The organism is Borrelia tillae (assembly GCF_055693965.1).
The window spans coordinates 121,191-140,968 of record NZ_CM146346.1 but is presented as its reverse complement, the minus strand read 5'-3'; the positions used below and the strand labels follow the sequence as shown (position 1 = coordinate 140,968).

The 19,778-nt window shown below is 29.2% G+C and carries 11 protein-coding genes and 4 pseudogenes; 13 read left to right on the top strand and 2 right to left on the bottom strand.

The genetic code is table 11. From position 1 onward, the window contains the following. Positions 1-13 precede the first annotated feature (13 nt). The 6 genes and pseudogenes from ACWUD1_RS00705 to ACWUD1_RS00680 all read left to right on the top strand — a co-directional run bounded on the left by ACWUD1_RS00705 (position 14) and on the right by ACWUD1_RS00680 (position 8,042). Positions 14-1,345 carry a TolC family protein gene (locus ACWUD1_RS00705; RefSeq protein ID WP_472756667.1) on the top strand — a complete coding sequence of 444 codons (1,332 nt, stop codon included), beginning with the start codon at positions 14-16 and terminating at the stop codon, positions 1,343-1,345. Between the two features lie 12 nt (positions 1,346-1,357). After that, a complete protein-coding gene (locus ACWUD1_RS00700; protein ID WP_472756666.1) occupies positions 1,358-2,341 on the top strand; it encodes an efflux RND transporter periplasmic adaptor subunit in 984 nt (327 codons plus the stop codon). A 3-nt stretch (positions 2,342-2,344) separates the two neighbouring features. Next, positions 2,345-5,512, top strand: a pseudogene (locus tag ACWUD1_RS00695) (efflux RND transporter permease subunit). Continuing rightward, positions 5,490-5,627 (top strand): hypothetical protein, encoded by a 138-nt coding sequence (locus ACWUD1_RS00690; RefSeq protein ID WP_472756665.1) that lies wholly within the window; start codon positions 5,490-5,492, stop codon positions 5,625-5,627. Before ACWUD1_RS00695 ends, ACWUD1_RS00690 begins: the two are co-directional and overlap by 23 nt. 13 nt (positions 5,628-5,640) lie before the next feature. After that, positions 5,641-5,889 carry a PG0541 family transporter-associated protein gene (locus tag ACWUD1_RS00685; RefSeq protein ID WP_472756664.1) on the top strand — a complete coding sequence of 83 codons (249 nt, stop codon included), beginning with the start codon at positions 5,641-5,643 and terminating at the stop codon, positions 5,887-5,889. Positions 5,890-6,150: 261 nt separating this feature from the next. Next, positions 6,151-8,042, top strand: a pseudogene (locus ACWUD1_RS00680) (AMP-binding protein). Position 8,043: 1 nt separating this feature from the next. Here the strand turns inward: ACWUD1_RS00680 and ACWUD1_RS00675 are convergent. Beyond that, positions 8,044-9,924, bottom strand: a complete 1,881-nt coding sequence (locus ACWUD1_RS00675; RefSeq protein WP_472756663.1) for a penicillin-binding transpeptidase domain-containing protein — start codon at positions 9,922-9,924, stop codon at positions 8,044-8,046. A gap of 161 nt (positions 9,925-10,085) precedes the next feature. Here ACWUD1_RS00675 and hisS point away from each other — a divergent pair. Continuing rightward, a pseudogene (hisS, locus tag ACWUD1_RS00670) lies at positions 10,086-11,455 on the top strand (histidine--tRNA ligase). A 58-nt stretch (positions 11,456-11,513) separates the two neighbouring features. On the opposite strand, the gene ACWUD1_RS00665 reads toward hisS, so the two are convergent. Next, a complete protein-coding gene (locus ACWUD1_RS00665; protein WP_472756904.1) occupies positions 11,514-12,653 on the bottom strand; it encodes a tetratricopeptide repeat protein in 1,140 nt (379 codons plus the stop codon). Positions 12,654-12,837: 184 nt separating this feature from the next. Between ACWUD1_RS00665 and ACWUD1_RS00660 the strand changes: the two genes are divergently transcribed. The 6 genes and pseudogenes from ACWUD1_RS00660 (at position 12,838) to cmk (ending at position 19,776) form a co-directional block, all read left to right on the top strand. Continuing rightward, complete coding sequence (locus ACWUD1_RS00660) at positions 12,838-13,782, top strand: tetratricopeptide repeat protein (RefSeq protein ID WP_472756662.1); 945 nt, start codon at positions 12,838-12,840, stop codon at positions 13,780-13,782. Between the two features lie 36 nt (positions 13,783-13,818). Further along, positions 13,819-16,521: a transcription elongation factor GreA gene (gene greA, locus ACWUD1_RS00655; protein WP_472756661.1), complete on the top strand. Its 2,703-nt coding sequence runs from the start codon at positions 13,819-13,821 to the stop codon at positions 16,519-16,521. Positions 16,522-16,532: 11 nt separating this feature from the next. Then, a pseudogene (gene recA, locus ACWUD1_RS00650) lies at positions 16,533-17,617 on the top strand (recombinase RecA). Next, positions 17,607-18,380 (top strand): hypothetical protein, encoded by a 774-nt coding sequence (locus tag ACWUD1_RS00645; protein WP_472756660.1) that lies wholly within the window; start codon positions 17,607-17,609, stop codon positions 18,378-18,380. Before recA ends, ACWUD1_RS00645 begins: the two are co-directional and overlap by 11 nt. After that, on the top strand, positions 18,377-19,120 hold the full coding sequence (locus ACWUD1_RS00640; RefSeq protein WP_472756659.1) for a pseudouridine synthase: 744 nt from the start codon (positions 18,377-18,379) through the stop codon (positions 19,118-19,120). Before ACWUD1_RS00645 ends, ACWUD1_RS00640 begins: the two co-directional genes overlap by 4 nt. Next, on the top strand, positions 19,120-19,776 hold the full coding sequence (gene cmk, locus ACWUD1_RS00635) for a (d)CMP kinase (RefSeq protein WP_472756658.1): 657 nt from the start codon (positions 19,120-19,122) through the stop codon (positions 19,774-19,776). Before ACWUD1_RS00640 ends, cmk begins: the two co-directional genes overlap by 1 nt. Positions 19,777-19,778 lie beyond the last annotated feature (2 nt).

Genomic DNA, 19,778 nt, shown 5'->3' with positions numbered 1-19,778 from the left:
ATAATATAATAAAATGTATGTATATATAATGAATGTTGCGATGTACTTGTTGGTCTATAGATTAAAGAGTTTGCTATTGGTTTTTTTTTTATTTTTCTTTCCATGTTTTTTTTATGCAGCAGTAATTATTGAGATATCAGCTAACGATGCTGTGAATATGGCTTTAGAAAATAATGTGGATTCTAAAAATGCGGAGTATAAAGAAGAGATAAAAAAAATATATAAAAATAATTCTTGGAATGTATTTATTCCAAATGTAGGATTTTCTTCAAGTCTGTCAACACAAACTTCTTCTATGCCTGGCTTAGGAGGAAGAGGTTATTGGGGATTGAATTTTGGCTTTTCTACGGATCTCTCACTATTTCCATCGATTTTTAATAATATGAATCTTGCCAATTTTAATTATGAAGATGCAAAGATAAGCAAACTCAAGATCATGAAAAGTGTTAAATTGCGCGTTCTTAAAATGTATAATGAACTTTTAGCTTTTAAAAGTATCTTAAAAGTATTAAAAAGTCAGCTTGAGAATAGTAAACTTAAATTTGAACAAGTAAGCATTGCCTATAACAATGGGCTTGTTTCTGAAATAGAGTATCTTGATGCTAAGCTTAGTTATAACAAAGCTCAACCTAGTTTGGATGAGGAAATTATTAGATTTGAAGAAACAAAAGAAAAGTTTAAGTTATTATTAGGATTAGATATCTTGCAGGATTTTGAGACTGTAGGAAGCTTGTCCGATGAAGTATTAGATTTTTCGTTGTTGGATGAAATTGTAGACTTTAATGAATATCTAGAGGTGAGAGAGTTAAATAATTCCGCTAAAATAGTACAAACTATGCTTAATAATCTTTGGTTAGATACCTTCGTACCAAGGGTTTCATTTTCATTTTCTTATAATCCTGGAAGTATTGTTTTTAGTAATGGCTTTGGTAATAATTCATTCAATCATGGATTGCAGGTTTCTTTAGGCTTAACTTATACTTTAACTGAGCTTTTACCATTTTCAAAAAGTTTTACAAGGGTGTGGGAAGAAGATTATCAATTAAAAATGTTAAAAAACAAAATTGAATATAAAATTAATGAGTTTAAATCAGCCATTCTTCAGAAACGCAAGAGTTTAAGATTATATAAATCGATTTTAGGTAATACCAAGACAAATTTAGAGATGGCTAAGAGAAATTATCAGATAGCTTTTGATGCCTTTAATGCAGGGACTATTGACCTTTTGAAATTAAATACCATTGAACTTTCTTATAAACAGAGCGACTTACAGTTTATCAAGGATAAATTAAAGTATGTGAATGCAATACTTGAATATAAGGATTTGATCAATAAGTTGGATTAAGAGGAATGTTTTATGGAGTTGATTATTAATATAAGGAGAGGTCGCTTTAATTATTATCTATTATTTTTGTTTTTATTCTTTGCGTTTTCATGCAATAAGAAAACTGATAGTGACGTTCAAGGGGATGTTAAATCCAATAATGGTGCAGGTACAGTTAACGATGAACCTTATAAGTTTCCAGTTATTGCTATGAAAGTTCGACGAGGAGCCTTAAGTAATTATATTACTTTAAATGGTGACGTAGATACCAAAGTTAAAGCAGAGGTATTTCCAAATGTTGCAGGTAAAATAATTTCTTTGAATATAAAGCTTGGAATTTATGTAAAAAAGGGTCAAATCATAGCCATGCTTGATCCATCAAAGCCAGGGTTTCCTTATTTAAAAAGTCCGGTAAGAGCTCCAATTTCTGGATATATTTTGTCTGTTAATCGCAAAATTGGAGAAATAGTTACTCCTCAGGTAAGTATTGTTTTAATAGGCAAAATAAATAGAGCCCAGATTAAAACCTATGTTTCTGAAAAATATATTTTAGATGTTAAGGCCGCTAATAATGCAATCATTGAGTTTGAGTCCTATCCTAATGAGAAGTTTAGAGCAAAAATTTCAGAAATGTCTCCTGTTTTAGATTTTAAGAGCCGTGCTTCTTTAATATATCTTGAACCTATAGGTGGGGACTTTATAAAGAAGATGATTATTGGTATGTTTGCTAATATTAAACTTGTTACTAAACATTTAGAAAATGTAGTTAAAATTCCAAGTAATGCTTTAGTTGAAAGAGAAGGTAAATTTTGCATATTTAAGTTAAGTTTAGATAAGAAAACAGTCTCTATAATTTTTCCTTTAATAGATTTTGAAATAGATAATATTATGGCTATTCGGGATGGTCTTGAGGAGGGTGATTTAATTGTAGTTGAAGGTATGTCTTCTCTTTCTGATGGGGCTTATGTAGATATAGTGGATATTAGGGATGGGCTTGCTGTTGAAGATAATGTTTAATTATTGAGATTATTTGTGTTAGTAAAAAAAATTGTTAGTAAGCCAATAACGATATTAATATTATTTTCATTATTTATTATGCTTGGTTTTTATACATTTTCAAGATTAAAGATAGATTTATATCCAAGCATTGAAATGAATTATATTTATGTCTCTACAAATTATGCAGGAAGTTCTGCAAAAGAAGTTGAAGAGAAAGTAACCCGTGTTTTAGAAGGTAATTTAGCTTTAGTAAAGAATGTAAAAACAATTAGTAGTCGTTCTTTTAAAAATTATAGCAGTATTGATCTTCAATTTTATCATGGTACCAATTTGGACTTGGCTTTAAATGAAATAAGAGATGCTCTTGATTGTGCAAAAAGTCTTTTACCCCGAGATGCATTGCCTAAGATTTATAGGGGAGGGCATTTAGATAACTTGACAGTATTATCATTTGTTATGTATGCAGATAGGTCTGTTTTAGAACTTGGTAAGTATGCAGAGAGTATGGTTAAGTCCAGGTTGGAAAGGCTTAATGGGATTGGAAGTGTAGAGATTTCTGGGAGCAGGGATAAACATATTTTAATTGAGGTGTCTCAAAATAGATTAGAGGCATATGGACTAGCTTTAACAACAATAATGCCGTTTATCTCTTCTCAGAATATTGAATTTTCAGTTGGTAATATATTAGATAATAATTTGGAATATCAAGCACAAGTATTAGGAAGATTTAATTCAATTAAAGATCTTGAAGATGTGGTGATTGCTTACAAGAGAACTGATACTGATTTTTTAGGTGGTGCTTCTATTGTTCAGGTTAGGCTTAGAGATATTGCAAATGTTAAGAGTGCTCTAAAGGATTTAATAAGTTATTCGTATCATGATGGTAAACCTGTTGTTATGATATCTGTACAAAAACAGGGTGATGCAAATTCTGTTGCTGTTTCAGAGGCAGTAAATAGAGAAATTGAGAAAATTAGGCTTACATTGCCAAAAGATATATCGTTAGAACTTTTTTATGACAATGCTGATAAAATTAAAAAAACTATTGCTTCTGTTTCGAGTTCAGCTTACTCTGGAGCAATTTTTGCATTATGTATTATTTTCTTTTTTTTAAGAAGTTTTAGAGCGACAATTATTATTGGTATTTCAATACCAATAGCTATTGTTATTACTTTTTGCTTGATGTATTTTGCGGGTATTTCGATTAATCTTATGAGCTTATCAGGTCTTGCTTTGAGTGTTGGTATGCTTGTAGATTGTTCTATCGTTATAATAGAGAATATCTATAGGTATAGGCAGAAGGGTGCTAAACTTATTTCATCTGCCATTCTTGGGACACAAGAAATGATGCTTCCAATTATGGCTGCGACCCTGACATCGATTTGTGTCTTTGCGCCTATGCTTATTTTTAAGAACGAGTTAGGGATTATAGGTGATTTTGTTAGGGATTTTGCTTTTACTATTGTCATATCTCTAGTGGTGTCTTTAATCGTTGCAGTGTTTTTAGTGCCTGTACTTGTAAGTTACTATGTTGGGCTTTATACGACTTTTCAAAAATCTATTAAAAACACATTTGTTAAGAGAATAGATAATTTTTGCAATTTTATTTATTCTGTTGTAGAAAAGTTTTATGTTAAGTTGTTAGCTTATGTTTTAAATCGAAAAGCAATTTTTTCTCTTATTGTTATTTTTAGTTTTATGTTAAGTTTGGTATTGTTTCCTTTTTTGAATGTGTCTTTTATGCCCTATCGTGATTTTTCTCGTATTACTTTTAATTTTGATTTTCCCCATAAGACTAGATTGGATGTTGCAAAATCTTATGCAGATAGAATTTTAGAGATTGTAAAGAGTGAAATTAAGGATTATAAGAGTATTTCTTCTGACATAAAATCAAGTGGATTTGGATTTGATGTCATATTACCTTTAAATAAAAATAACACAGAGAAGAGATTTATTAATAACAGAGACATTGAATATAAAGTTTATAAGCGTGTGAATAGCCTTTATCCTGATTTAAGGTCTAATGTTTTCTTGAGACCAGATATTTTTGGTGGTGGTCCTCCTATTGAAATTAAGATTATTGCTTCAGATTTGACATATGCAAAAGAATATGGAGAATTATTAGTTGAACTTTTAAAGAAAAAATTTCCCAGTCTTATAAATCCCAGTCTTAATATACAAGAAGAGCAACAAATAGATTTAGAGATAAATAGGGAAAAAGTTTATGCCTATGAAATTAATATGGAAACTCTCTCAAAAGAGATTAGGGCTAATAATTATGGAATTTTGGCAGGAAAATATGTTGAAGATGGAACAAGTTATGACATTTTGCTTCGACTTGATTGAGGGCATATTAGTAGTTTAAAAGACTTAGATAAAGTCTTTATTACAAATGTATCTGGTGTTAAAATTCCTCTCTCATCGGTAGTTAATTTCAGAAAGACAAAAGGAGTTGGCAATATTTTCAGAGAAGATCAGTCTTTAGTAATTAAACTTACAGCAGGTATTGCTCCGGGTGAAAATTTGGCTTTAGTGACGGCAAATGTAGTGGATTTTGTAACTAATAGAGTACCCCAAAGAGATGGTGTATTGGTTAAGTTTGAGGGTGAATATGATTCATTTAAAAATAGTATGAGGCAATTTGGGATGATAATTTTCATGGCTGTTTTGCTTGTTTTTGGAGTAATGGCAGCACAATTTGAATCTTTCTTAAAACCGTTCATTATTATTTTTACAGTGCCATTGACCTTAATAGGTATTGTTTTAATTTATTTTATATCAGGAGAAAAGGTTACTATTTTGAGTGCTGTTGGTATGCTTATGCTTGTTGGAGTTGTTGTTAATACAGGTATTGTGTTGATAGATTATATCAATTTATTGATTAAGAGGGGAGTTGGTCTTAAAGAGGCCGTACTTGAAGCAAGTTGTTCTAGATTTAGACCAATTTTAATGTCTGCTTTAACATCAATAATTGGACTTTTTCCCCTTGCATTTTCAAGTTCAAATGATACTGATTTGGTCAAGTCCATTGCTTTTACCTTTATTGGTGGGATGATTACTAGTACATTTTTGACTTTGCTTTTTATTCCTATGCTTTTTGAAGTTTTTGCTAAATTTACTTTGAAAAACTTTAACTTGTTTGGGACAAAGGGTTCTGTTTGTAAAATTGAGGCTAAGGGAGAGCAATAAAGATTTAAATAAAAGTAGGAATACAGGTGGTGCGGATATTTTTAGAGGTGGTGATACCAAAAGAGATATGAAGTGTGATGGTGATTTGGACAATATTTTTATTGGTGAGGATTGATAAGGAGATATGAATGTATAGAGTAGAAATAATTTCTAATCTATCTTTAGAGCTTGATCTTCATGAACATATGAGCAATATAGAGAAAGATTTGGGAGAATGTATATATTATTCTAAGATATATAATGTTAAAGGAAAGGGAAAAAGAGGTGAGAAGCAAGGCAATGAAGTTTGGCCTGAAGAGAATTTTATTCTTATAGTCTATACTGATAAATTAGCTGTTATTGAAAAACTAAAACATGCTGTTAAATTATTAGATTAGGCTTATCCTACGGAAGGAATTAGATTTTTTTTATTATAGATAAGTGCTAGTTCTTATTTTTAAATTTTTAATGTTATATGCTGTATTTATAGATTAAATCAATTAAGAATCGATTAGTCTATTTTTGGATAGAGATATTGAGTGTAAGTGGAGTTATAGGCATAGATTAATTTATTGATTGGCATTGAATTATGATTTTGTTCTTTAAAATGTTATAATTTATTTGTACAATCATTATTGTAAGTGTTATAGTGGGTTTATATGTCAATAGTAAAAACTTTTTTTAAAATTGCTGAAAAACGAGGCAATTTGATTGCACAGATATATAAAAGTAAGAAAGATTATTTTAAGGTTACTTATGAAGATTTGAAAAATAATGTTTTAAGATTTGCAGCGTGCTTAAAAAAAATGGGTTTAGGATATCAGGACAAAGTGTTTATTTGTTCTGAGAATAGAATAGAATGGAGTGTTATAGATTTTGCGATTTTGTCTTTAGGTGCTGTGGATGTTCCAAAAGGAGCTGATGTTACTCTTTTTGAGACTGAAGCCATTATTAATAATATTAATCCTAGTATGGTAATAGTAGAAAATTTAAATCTTTTTGATTTGATTGTTCAGATTAAATTTAATGTTAATCCTATAGTTATTATTATTGATGATTTAAATGAAAAGGATAAATTACGGTTTCATGGGTTTGAAATCTATTCTTATAAAGAATGCATTGCAATGGGAGATGAGGTAAGACAAGATGGAGAGATTATTAAAACTTTAAATGATATTAATCCTAATGATATGGCAACAATAATATATACTTCTGGAACTACAGGAAATCCCAAAGGGGTAATGCTTTCTCATGCTAATTTTCTCTATCAAGTAGAGAGTTTTAGTCGAATGATTGATACTAGCGAAGGACAAATATTTATGTGCATTTTGCCAATTTGGCATTCATTTCAGAGATTATTTTCTTATAATATTTTTCTTAAAGGTATGACTTGTTTATTTTCAAATATTGTTCCAAGAAATATGCTTGATGATATTAAAAATATTAATCCTCATTATATTGCAGCTGTTCCTAGGCTTTGGATTGCAATAAAGCAAAGTATTTTTAAAGAAGTTTCCAAAAAACCATTCTTGTTAAGATTATTATTTAAGATTTTTGTTAATGCGGCATGTTTTAATGATATTTGTTATAGGATGACTTTAGGATTATATCCTGATAGTAGGTTGAATTTATTGGCTTTTGTAAAAAAAGTTATAGGTATTTTGGGTTTAGTAATTTTCTTTCCTATTAAGATTTTGGGCAATTTAATTCTTTTTAAAAAGATAAAGAAAGTTTTAGGTAATAATTTTGTTGTTGGAATTACTGGTGGGGGAAGTATGTCTTTGTCTGTTGTTAGGTTTTTTAATGCAATTGGGATTGAGCTTGCTAATGCTTATGGATTAACAGAAGCGTCTCCTGGTGTTGCTTCCAATGAGCACAAAAAGGTAATAATTGGTACTTGTGGTAAAATATTAAGTGGAACTATTGCTGAGATTAGGGATGAGAATGGCAATAAGCTTAAAAAACCAGGTAAGGGAATCCTATTCATTAAGGGTCCTCAAATTATGATGGGATATTATCAAGATGAGGCTGCTACAAGACAGGTTATTGGTTCTGATGGATTTTTAAATACAGGAGACATTGTTAAATTATCAGAAGATAACGTTGTCGAGGTTGTAGGTAGAGAAAAAGATACTATTGTTTTAAATAACGGGGAAAATATTGAGCCTGCTCCAATTGAAGTTAAACTGGAAGAATCTTTATTGATTGAAAAAGCCATCGTAGTGGGGCAGGATCAAAATTTTTGGGGGCATTGATTCTTCCTAATTTTGAAGAGATAAATAAATATTTAGAAAGCATGGGACAGAAAATAGCCGATGTTCAGAATAAACGTCAGATTATTGCAAATAATATGGTTCTTAAAGCTATTAGTGATGAGATAAAAAAGCTTGTAAATAGGGCTAATGGATTTAAGCCTTTTGAGCAGATATTAAGGTTCGTGCTTTTGGAGAAGCCATTTGAAGTGGGTAAAGAGATGTCTATTAAGATGGATATTAAGCGTAATTATATTTTAAATTTTTATAAAAATGAGATAAATAATTTATTTTCATAAATTATTTTAAGATGATTTCAAGTTCATCTATATCTTCTAATTTTGTATTAGGTTCTTTAGATTGTTCATGTACAAAACCGTTTCCTTTGATTTTTATTTTTATTTTTTTATAGTTTTTTAAGATTTTCATTAAATCTCTTTTTGAAAGTCCTATAAGATTTGGCAAGAGATTTGTTGTTTCATTTTTGATTGTAGGTTTTAGTATGCTAATTTTTGAGGAAATTTTAATTTCATTATATTCTTTTTTATTGTTTTGGTATTCAATTAATTCTATTATTTCTTTTGCCATGGGAGCAGCAATTCTTGTTCCATATATTGTTTTTTTAGGATATCTGTATACGATGTATATGATGTATTTTGGATTTTCTGTAGGATATATTACTAGTATTGAGGATGTATAGTCTTCTTCTGAATATTTGCCCGTTTTTTGATTGATTACTTGCGAAGTACCACTTTTAGCTGAAATGCTTAAGTTTTTCATCTTAAGATTTGGTATTCCCCCTTTATTTACAACTTCCCGCATCATTTTTAAAACTTCTTTTGCTGTATAGCTAGATATTACTCTTTTAATTTCCTCTTTTTGGAATTCTTGAATTGTATTGTCCATTTCATTGTTTATTTTTTTTATGATTTTAGGTTTTAACATAATTCCATTATTACTAAGTACACTAGCAGCTTGCAGTATTTGAATGGCGGACACTCCTATTTCTTGTCCAAATCCAATTGTGGCTTTACTTCTTCCTGACCATTTTGAATGATGTGTTAAGATTCCTTTTGTTTCTCCGGGAAAAGGAAATCCAACTTTTTCTCCAAAACCGAAATCTATTAGTTTATTATAAAAATATTCATTATTTACTTTATCTGTAATATGGGCTATTCCCACATTGGATGAATATATTAAAATTCCACTAGAATCAATGTAGTCATAAGGGGGATTTAAGGTTTTAATTGTAACCACTTCTCCAGATTTAAATTTCTTTTGGTATATTCCATTATCTAAGAATTTTTCGTTTAATTTTAATAATCCGCTATTTAATAGAATCGCTACTGTAAAAATTTTATTAATGCTTCCAGGTTCATAGGTGAGTGAAGATGCAAAATTATTCCATAATTTTTTAGGATATTTTGCATAGTAATTGGCGTCGTATTGTGGAAATTGAAGCATTGACAAAATTTCTCCATTCTTGGCATCCATTACTACGGTAATCATGTTTTCAGGATTATTTTCTTTAAAGTATTTTTTTGCTATTTGATTTATCTGTCTTTGAAGAATTATGTCTATAGTCAAATATATGTTGTTTGTGCTTGGCTTTTCATTGATAGATTTTTGTTTTGTAAGATCTTCATTTAATATGGTATTTAGGGAAAGTTCAATACCTGTAAGTCCGATATTATCAATTCCAACAAATCCTGTAATATTACTTGCAAGTTCTTTAAATGGATAAATTCTTGTATAGTCTGGATAAAGTACGATATCTTTTAGTCTTCCTTCTGATTGAATTCGTTTAATTAATTCAGATTCTTCTCTTGTTATTTTTCTTTTTATATATGTGAAACCTTTCTTGGATGACAATTTTTTTTTAAGTAGCTGGGGTTCAATTTTTAGTATTGCACCAAGGGTTTCTGATATATTTACAATATTTTTTATTTTATTTGTGTCTGTGCCTACTGAGTGTGATTTCGAAGAAAAAGCTATTATTTTACCGTTTCTGTCATAAATGTTGCCTCTTTTTGAAATATGATTTATATTTTGAGGAAAGTATTGGGCTTCTTTTGAAGACATTAACATAAGATATTTATAAATGGTCAATAATGTTATTATGAAAAAAATTGTGAGAATGATATTTAATCTTACGGTACTAGCGAAATTTTTATTACGCATGAAATGCTATAGATATTCCCTTATGTTATTTTAAACGTTTAACAGTTAAGAATTTTAATATTAATGTTTGCTTAATTTTTTTTCTCATATTTACAATATTATATTTTATAATGTTATATTATGAAAAGATTAAATTTGAGATTAATAGAGGTTTAAATACAGTGGATGTTAGAACTTTAAAAGGTTTTAGAGATTATTTGCCAAAGGAAGCGTTAATTCGTACTCATATTATAAAGCAAATATATAGTGTTCTTGTTTCGTATAATTTTGATTTAATAGATACTCCTATTCTTGAGTATTCTGAATTTCTTTTAAGAAAAGGTGGAGATGAAGTAGAAAAACAGACTTATCGGTTTAAAGATAACGGAGATAGGGATGTTTCTATGCGTTTTGATTTAACGGTTCCTTTTGCAAGATTTATGGCTACTAATAGATTAAAATTAAATTTCCTTTCAGAAGGTCTCAGATAGGGAAGGTGTTTAGAGGTGAGAATACTCAGAAGGGTAGATATAGAGAATTTATGCAATTTGATTTTGATATAATAGGTGAAGATACTTTTCGTAGTGATGCTGAAATTTTATCTATTGTGTATTGTGGCCTTGAAGAGATTTTTTTGAATTTTATAGAAGGTATTAATAGAAAATTTATCATTCATTTTTCTCATATTGGAATATTAAATTCTTATATTGATAAATTGGGATTAAAGGATAAATCTATCTTTATTCTGCGAAATATAGATAAATTAGATAAGATGGGGATTGAGATTGTAAGGGAAAATTTGCTTACACAGTTAAGCAAAGATCATGTTAATTTAATATTAGAATTTATAAATTTGGAAGGAACTTTCTGGGACAAATTGGAGACTTTAAAAGGTATTTTAGAACATAATAATACTATTAAGAGAATTGAAGATATTTTTAAACACTTGAGTACGTTAGGAATTCAAGATGCTTTTAATTTTAATCTTAAGATAGTTCGTGGGCTTGATTATTATACAGGGCTTGTGTTTGAGGCCGAGATGATAGGTACTAATATGGGAAGTATTTGTAGTGGGGGGAGATATGATAATCTATTATCCTTGTTTTCTGGCTCTCTACAAAAGGTTTCAGGAGTTGGTGGATCTTTTGGCATTGATAGAATTCAAGATATAATTGAAAGTGAGAAATTTGATTATATTAAGTTATTTGTTGTTAAAGCCAATTCAAGGGTATTAATTGTTAATATAGATGATAATTTGCAGGATTATTATTATAAGCTTGCAGACAAATTTAGAAGGCATGATTATTCTAAGGTAAATAATATTGCTTGTGAAGTATACCCTAAGAGTAAGGATGGTAAAAATATTAAGACACAAATAGAATATGCTCTTGAAAAAGCTATAAGGTTTTTAATTTTTGTGGGTCAAGAGGAATACAAAGAGGACAAATTAAAGGTAAGAGATCTAACTAAAAAGGAAGAGTTGTTATTATCTTTTGATGAGGCCATAAAATTTATTAAAGGTAATAATAAATTTTTATGCACTCCTTTTTAGTTGAGGATTTGATTTAAGATCATTGAATCTTTAATGTTTTGCTTACTGATTTGAAGTATTAATTTTTTTGTTTTTCTATTTTGCGTATTGTGATTGCATTAAGAGTTAGTGTATTTTGATGATGTTCATAATCTATTTGTCCTAATATTTCAATACAGTCCTTAAAATTGATGTCAATATCAAAAGTTGTTTTTGTTGTGATTATGCCTTCGAGGGCATTTTTATTGTATCCTACATAAAAGTCAAAGTAAGTTATGTTATCTTTTTTCTCAATGTTATTGGCAATGCCTTCCCATTTGACATATACATTTGAGTAAATCAAAGGATTTTTTTTAATTTCCTTTAAAATTAAAAAATCGTCAAATGTAATAAAATCTGGTCTTGATATAAAACTTGCAAGGTTTTTAGCTTTAAGTTTAATTGATTCCGATGCGTTTGAATTCAATATCTTATTGATTTCAATTCTTGCAAAATTATCTTTTCCTTGTTTGAGGTGAGTTTTTATTTTTTGAAATGAATTTTTGATTTCAGTTTCAGTTAGTATAAATACAAATTGTCCCTCATAGTTTTCAAGTTTTTCTTTATCATTTATTTTAATATCGTCAATGTATGCTGCTATATTATTAATGGCTTTTTTTGCTGTTTTGGATTTAGAATTATTGAGTGTCATTTTAATTGTTTCTTTGGAATTTATAGTTAAGAATATTAATATAATTAGAAGTGAAATTCCTGCTATTGTTAGTAATATCTTTGTTAGTTTAGATAAATTGTTACCTGTTTCTACTTTAACTTCTGGGAATAACTTATCATATATTTTTTTATTTAAAAATAGTGTTCCTTGAATAGGATTTTTTCTGATGGTTTCTAGAGAAAGCTCTGATTGCCTTACTTCTTGATTTTCTTCTATCATTTTAAGCCATATCTGTATGGCCTTATCTTCTTTACCTTGAGTTGCTAATAATATTGCGATTGATTGTTTGACATTTGGTTCTGTTGGATTTAAAGTATAAGCTTTTTTTAGGTATGTCTGAGCATTGCCTAGATTTCCCATTTTAAGATAAGACATTCCTAAAATATAGTGATAAAAATAGTAATTCTTGTAAAAAAAAATTTCTTTTTCTAAAATCTTAACTACTTCTGAATATTTGTGAGAGTTATAATAGCGAATAGATTTTTTAATAAGTTTATTAGATTCAATTTCCATAAAGTTGAATTTACCCTCATGATTATTGTTTAATGTTTAATACATAAATATTATCTTAAAAAAATAATAAATAAAATATTATCCTTTGTTTAAAAAAAGCCTGTTTGACTAAAAAGTTATTAATGTTATAATTATATAAGCTCATTTAGGATTTATACATATTTAGAATGGTAGGAATGTGTCGTCAGAAAAAATCGCAGAATTAATTAAAGACATTTATTTAAGCTTCAGGAAAGGTGATTTTAAGACAGCTTTAATGAAATCAGAAGAAGCACATTCACTTGATTTTGATAATATTGAGATTTTAACTGCTTTAAAAAGCTCTGTATATTGGAATGGCCAGATTGAAAGTCTTGATCGGATAGATAAAGATTATGAAAAGGCTGAATTTTTAATAAGAGAATGGAATAATTTTGCTAGAAGATATTTGAAAAAGATGAATTTTGATTTTATACAAGGCCGTAATTCAATTAAGCATTTCATATTTCAGTTGTGTTTAGATATATATAAGGATATATATAAACTACAGCCAGAAAATTTAGATATCTTAATCAAGATTGCTAAATCTTATAAGGGAATGGGTAATTATGAAAAAGCTATAGCTGTTTTTTTGCAGATATTAGGGGATGCAAAGGATAATTCAGATGTAATTGCCGAACTTGCTGATTCTTATGCCCTTGTTGATGAAATTAAAGAAGCTAAAGTGTTATTTAGAGAGGCTTTTTTTATTAATCCTCAAAGAATAGATATAGATGCACTTGAATCGGAAATGATAATTAAGTTAATAGAAGCCATTAGGAGTGATAGAAATATTTCCGATACTCTTATTAAAGAATGGATACCTGTTTATGGAGCTTTAAATGGCGTTTTTAATATAAAAAGAGAATTAAGGCCTATTGAGCTTGGTCATTTAAAGCAATCTGTTTATAGTTTGCGTAATGAACTTAAGGAAAAATCTTATAGGTCAATAAATGAGAGCATATTGCTTCCAAGGCTTATTAATAAGTATTTTTGGCTTATTGATCATTATGTCAGGATAAAAGAAGATCGTGTTCGAATTGATGAGATTTTATCTTATATTAAAGAAGTAGATATAGGAATATATCAGCAATATGTTAATTAGGTTGATTTTTAATAAAATTGATATTAGGAGAGTTGAATGTCTAATACTACTATAGAAAGATTAGATAATGTCTTGCAAGAGGATAAGTGGACAAGGATAGTTGTTAATAATTATTCTCTTGCAAAGATAAAGGAATTGGATGAGTTAATAGATAATATAATTCTTGAAAATTTAACGGAAGAAGCTTTAGATATTTGTAGTAAGCATTTAAAAGATATCAAAAAAAGTATTGCTGGTCTTTATATTTCAGGTATGCTTATATATAGTAGAAGACCACTTAATGATATGAGTTTGCTTACAGTTGTAGATTTATTTTCTCAAAATTTGAAATGGTCTCTTGTTGAGCATATTTGTCACAAGATGCTTTTAACTTCTGAGAATAAGCATGCGCTTTATACTCTTGCAAAGATATATGCACAGAATAATGAGAATGATAAACTACCAGATATCTGGATACGTATTGTTGAAGCTGATATTGATGATACTGTATTTGTAAGGCAGCTTGCTGCCCATTATGAAAGTGTTGATCTGCAGAAATCAATATATTTTTTTAGAAAGGCCATTTATCGTTTTATTGATAAGAAACAAATGTCTGGCATTAGAGAGATATGGTCTAAACTTATCAAGTATGTAGCAGATGACTTTGATTCTTTTCTTCTTATACTTCAAAAAGTTGAGAAAGAACTTGGCTTTAAAAAGGTTGTAGTTCTTTATGAGGATTTATATGAACATTATTCTGTAAGTGGAAATATTGATGAAACAATAGAGATTTTAAAAGGAATCTTAAAACTTGACAATAAAAACCAGAAAGCAAGAGAAAATTTAGTTCTTTTTTTGAGAGAAAAATATAAGGATGTTAAGAATATTGAGGAGTATCTTGAGAAATCTGATATTGAAAATCTTGATAAGAATTTTGTTGATGTTTATTCTGATTTTGAGAAATATTTGTTTTTTGCCAAGGGTAATTTTGTATACCATCAAACCTGGTTTGTGGGAATAGTTAAGGATGTGAATGAACAGGGAATTGTAGTTGATTTTGTTTCTAAGCGAGGACATTTTATTAGTTTTGATATGGCTATATCTGCTTTAGCTCCTCTTGAGAGAGAAGATATTAGGGTTTTAAAAGCAATTAAGCCAAAAGAGGAGCTTGTAGAATATTTAAAAAGAGATATTGAATCGGCTTTAAGAATAATTATTAAAAGTTATAAATCTATTGATTTAAAGGGAATAAAAAGGGAGCTTGTCCCAAGTTTAATGACTCAGAGTTCATGGAACTCTTGGAGTGTAAAGGCCAAGCAAATTTTAAAAGACAACCCTCATTTTGTTATGGCGTCTGGAAAAGCCGATTGTTATATATACAACGAAAGAGCTTCGAACTTTAATGAAAAAATTTATGATAAATTTAAGGTAGAAAAAGATTTTTATAAAAGATATGAAATTTTTATGCATTATTATACTGCTAACGGTGTTGCAAAGGATTTGCATATTGAAGAGGAAATGTTTAATTATTTTTTAATTTATGTTAATAATTTTACAAAAGTTGATCATTATGTTATAAGTTCTTATGTTATACTTAAGTCTTTGAAAAATTCTGAAAGTGGGATTGCTTTAAAGTTTAATATTGAAAAAGATATTAATTTAGGAGCTCTTTTCAAAGAGTATGCCAAAAGTATAGTTGATCTTTTTGATTCAATTTTAAATGCAGAGATAAAAAAAGAATTGATATCCTTAATTAAGGAAGAATTAATGGATTGGGTTATTTACTATAAACAGCTTTTTCCTTCGTATGTTAATAAGAAATTAATAGATTCTCTTTATAAGGAAAATATAAAAGAAACAGCTCAGCTTTTCAATTATGTAATAAAGAATTATAAAGTTTATAAAGATGCTTATATTTGGATTTTAAAACATTATACGTCTTATTCGCTTAATTTAGATTATTCCGATTCAGAGTTGTTAGTAAATTTAATCAAGATTTTAACAGACAGTGTTGTTAAGATTAATAATAAAAACAATTCTGTTGCTAACAAGAGAATTTATAAGATGGTAATCAATCTATTGATCAAGGATAAATACCTTAGTACCGTTTTAAGTGAAGTTATGGATGAAGAGCTTGCCAAAAGGATATATATGACTTGTTTTTATATAAGAGATTTTCCCCCAAAGGAACTCTTGCATATTAAAACGACAATAAGAAGTGTGTTTAATAATATTGAATTCGAAGATGAAAAGATGCTATATTCAGGCGATAAGGTAGAAATAGGATTTTTAACTATTTTAAGTTCTCTTAGTAAGAAGCAAAAAGAATTACAGTACTTAAAAGATATAGAGATACCAGAGAATTCAAAAGAAATCGGTAAAGCGCGTGAGCTTGGTGATTTAAAAGAGAATGCAGAATATCATTCTGCAAAGGAAAGACAACAATTTTTAACTAAGAGATTGAATTCTCTGATGTCAGAGATAGATGTTGCAAAAGTAATTGATACTAAAGAGCTTCAAAGTGCTGTTGTTGGATTTGGAACGAAAGTGACCATGCTTAATAAAGTTACAGATAGGGAGGAGTCTTATTTAATATTTGGACCTTGGGAATCAAATCCCGATGAAGGTATTATATCTTATAAATCTCCTTTTGGAGAAAATTTATTGGATGCAAAAGAAGGCGATAATCTTGATTTTGTTATAAATGATACTCATTTCCAATATTATGTTAAGAAAATAGAGCCTGCCAAAATTAATTAGAAAGGTGTAAAATGTCAAGGTTAAAAGGTAAAGTAGATAATTCTTTGGATGATAGATTAAACAGAGAAAAAGCTATTGAGCTTGCTAGAATTCAAATAGAGAAAGATTTTGGGAAGGGAAGTCTTATCAAGATGGGCGAATCTCCTGTGAAGGGGATAGAGAGTATATCCAGTGGTTCCATCTTGCTTGATGAGGCGATGGGTGTTGGAGGTTATCCTAGGGGAAGGATAATAGAAATTTTTGGTCCTGAATCTTCTGGTAAGACTACTTTAACTCTTCAAGCAATCGCTGAAGTCCAAAGAAAAGGTGGGATAGCAGCTTTCATTGATGCTGAACATGCTCTTGATTCCGTTTATGCAAAAGCTTTGGGTGTTAATGTTGATGAACTTTGGCTTAGTCAACCTGATACAGGAGAACAAGCCCTAGAGATTGCTGAATATCTAATTAGGAGTGGTGGAATTGATTTAATTATTATTGATTCTGTTGCGGCTTTAACACCACGAGCAGAAATTGATGGTGAAATGGGTGATGTACAGATTGGGCTTCAAGCAAGATTAATGAGTAAGGCTTTAAGAAAGATTGCGGGTATACTTTCAAAGTCTAATACTTGTATTATGTTTATTAATCAGATAAGAATGAGAATTGGTGTGATGTTTGGCAATCCAGAGACTACTACCGGAGGAAATGCTTTAAAATTTTATTCTTCTCTTCGTCTTGAGGTTAGAAAAATTGAGCAGTTAACTGGAAGTGTTGGAGATGATGTTATTGGTAATAAGGTAAGGGTGAAGGTTGTAAAAAACAAAGTGGCGCCCCCTTTCGCAAAGTGGAACTTGTGATCTATTTTGGGAAAGGTATTTCACGGGAAGCTAGTATATTAGACGCTGCAGTTAAGTATAATTTGATAGAAAAGACAGGTTCTTGGTATGTTATGGGAAATGATAAGTTGGGGCAAGGTAGAGAGAATGCTATAAGTTATCTTATTCAAAAAAAGGAACTAACAGATGAACTTGAGAGTAAACTTAGAAATATAATTTTTGAAGGTTTGAATCAAGATTCACTTGAGATTGGAACAAATGTGAAGCAAGATGAAGAATAAAAAGGTGAGTTTGGATGATTATTTAATTGTTTGTAATGATTTTAAAGGTGGAATAGAGATTTTTTTTGATTACGTAAGAAATAGGAGAGAGGTTTTAAAAACTTTTAATTTGAGTAAAATAATAGAAGATTTTATGGCATTTTCTGAGAGTATTGAGATAGATATTAAAGAGTTAATTAAATTTTATTCTTTTTCAACCAGTTTACTTTATTTAAAGACGCAAATTCTTTATCCAGTGAAATTAAAAAGAGATAAAAAGCTAATTGAAAGAGAAATAGTGAAAAAGTTAATAAATTTCAGTGAGGGATATGCAGAGTCTAAAATGACCACTCGTAACTCGCATAAGGCACATGAGGATAGGCTGGGATCTTCTTTCTTAAAGAAAAATAGCGTTTTTTCAGAAAGTGCAGACAATCTTCAGGATTGTTTGTTTGAGCTTAGTAAGTCTAAAGGTAGAGTTAGAAAGACGGTGACAAGTTTAAGTGGTAAGAAAAGTCAAGACGATATTGATATTACTAAATTTAGGCCTAGTGTTTTAGGCACTTATGATGCTAAAATTTTGGATAAAAAATCAAAAATTATTGAGCTTTTAAACCAAAAGGAAAATTTTATTTTTGTTTTTTTATTGAAAGGTAGTGATAAGTTTTACTTTTTTGAAAAATTTTGTTACTTTTTAATAGCTCTTGAATATAAAATGTCAAATGTTATAGATTTGGTTTATATAGACAATGAATTGACTTTAAGAAAAGGATCAAAGTATTGACGAATGTAGGTAGCAAAGAACTTAGAGTACATGTTTTTTTGGCAGATAAGGGTATAGGTTCTAGGCGATTTTGTGAAGATCTTATAAGAAAAAATTTTGTCAAAATAAATGGCTCTCTTGCAAAGCTTGGAGATAAAGTTTCCTTAGGCGATAGGGTTGAATATAAAAGGCAAGTATTTGTTTTTAGGGATTGTAATCTCAAAGCTAAGCTTTATATAGCTCTTAATAAGCCTAAAAATTATCTGTGTTCCAATTTTGATTTAGAGGGAAGAAGATTGGCAATATCTTTAGTTCAGCCTTTATTTAAAGAACGTTTATTTTCAGTTGGTAGGCTTGATTTTAAAAGTTCTGGGCTTTTACTTTTTACTAATGATGGTCAATTTGCCAATAGTATGATTCATCCTAGAAATGAAATTGAAAAAGAATATGTTATTGAGTCAAAAAAAACTGTTGATGAGGATTTGCTCATCAGTTTTAAGCGTGGAATAAAAATAGAGAGAGAGTTTTTTAAGCTGAAGTCTTATGCAATTTTGAACAATCATTCTGCCAGGTTGATTTTAACGGAGGGTAAAAACAGGGAGATTCGAAAAGTTTTTTTGAGTAAAAATATTTATTTAAGGAAAATTCATAGAATTAGGATAGGTAGTATTAAATTGGATAATTTAAGAGAAGGGCAAATTAGAGTTTTATCTTTGGCTAAGGTTAATAAATTTAAGACTCAATTTTTGGGGGGATGTTAATGATAATAGCCATTGATGGTCCTTCAGCTTCTGGGAAAAGCTCTATTGCGAAAGCGCTAGGGATGAGATTGGGTTTTAAGTGTATTAGTTCAGGTTATTTATATAGGATAATAACTTTACTTGCCCAAAGGTTTACTCTAAATAAATATGATCTACTAAGTGAAAATAAAGTTTTAGAACTTGTATCACAAAATGATATTGGATTTAATGGTGTTGATTTTTTACTTAATGGTGTAGATATTATAAGTCATATCTTAAATGAGAGAATAGATTTTCAAGTGTCTCTTTATTCTTCTTATATAGGTGTTAGGCATATTGTGAATAAAAAATTAAGAGAAATAGTTAAATTCAATGATGATGATTATATAATAGAGGGTAGAGATATTACTACTGTAGTATTCCCGGAAGCTCAGGTTAAAATATATCTTGATGCTTCTTTTAAAGTGCGTGCTTTGAGACGATATAATCAGAGGGATAGTGACATATCTTTAGATGAGCTGGAGCAAGCACTAGAGAGACGTGATGAAGTTGATCAAAATAAAGAGTATGGTAAATTGAAATTAGCCAAAGAAGTGTTTTATATTGATACGAGCTATAAGTGCTTAAATGATGTATGTGATATTATCATAAAGACGTTTAATTTGAAAAAGAAGTAATA

What these genes read in the sequence shown, in the direction of transcription:
- cmk (WP_472756658.1), top strand. Translation starts at nt 19,120, where the DNA reads ATGATAATAGCCATTGATGGTCCTTCAGCTTCTGGGAAAAGCTCTATT.
- ACWUD1_RS00705 (WP_472756667.1), top strand. Translation starts at nt 14, where the DNA reads ATGTATGTATATATAATGAATGTTGCGATGTACTTGTTGGTCTATAGA.
- ACWUD1_RS00685 (WP_472756664.1), top strand. Translation starts at nt 5,641, where the DNA reads ATGTATAGAGTAGAAATAATTTCTAATCTATCTTTAGAGCTTGATCTT.
- ACWUD1_RS00645 (WP_472756660.1), top strand. Translation starts at nt 17,607, where the DNA reads ATGAAGAATAAAAAGGTGAGTTTGGATGATTATTTAATTGTTTGTAAT.
- ACWUD1_RS00675 (WP_472756663.1), bottom strand. Translation starts at nt 9,924, where the DNA reads ATGCGTAATAAAAATTTCGCTAGTACCGTAAGATTAAATATCATTCTC.
- greA (WP_472756661.1), top strand. Translation starts at nt 13,819, where the DNA reads ATGTCTAATACTACTATAGAAAGATTAGATAATGTCTTGCAAGAGGAT.
- ACWUD1_RS00700 (WP_472756666.1), top strand. Translation starts at nt 1,358, where the DNA reads ATGGAGTTGATTATTAATATAAGGAGAGGTCGCTTTAATTATTATCTA.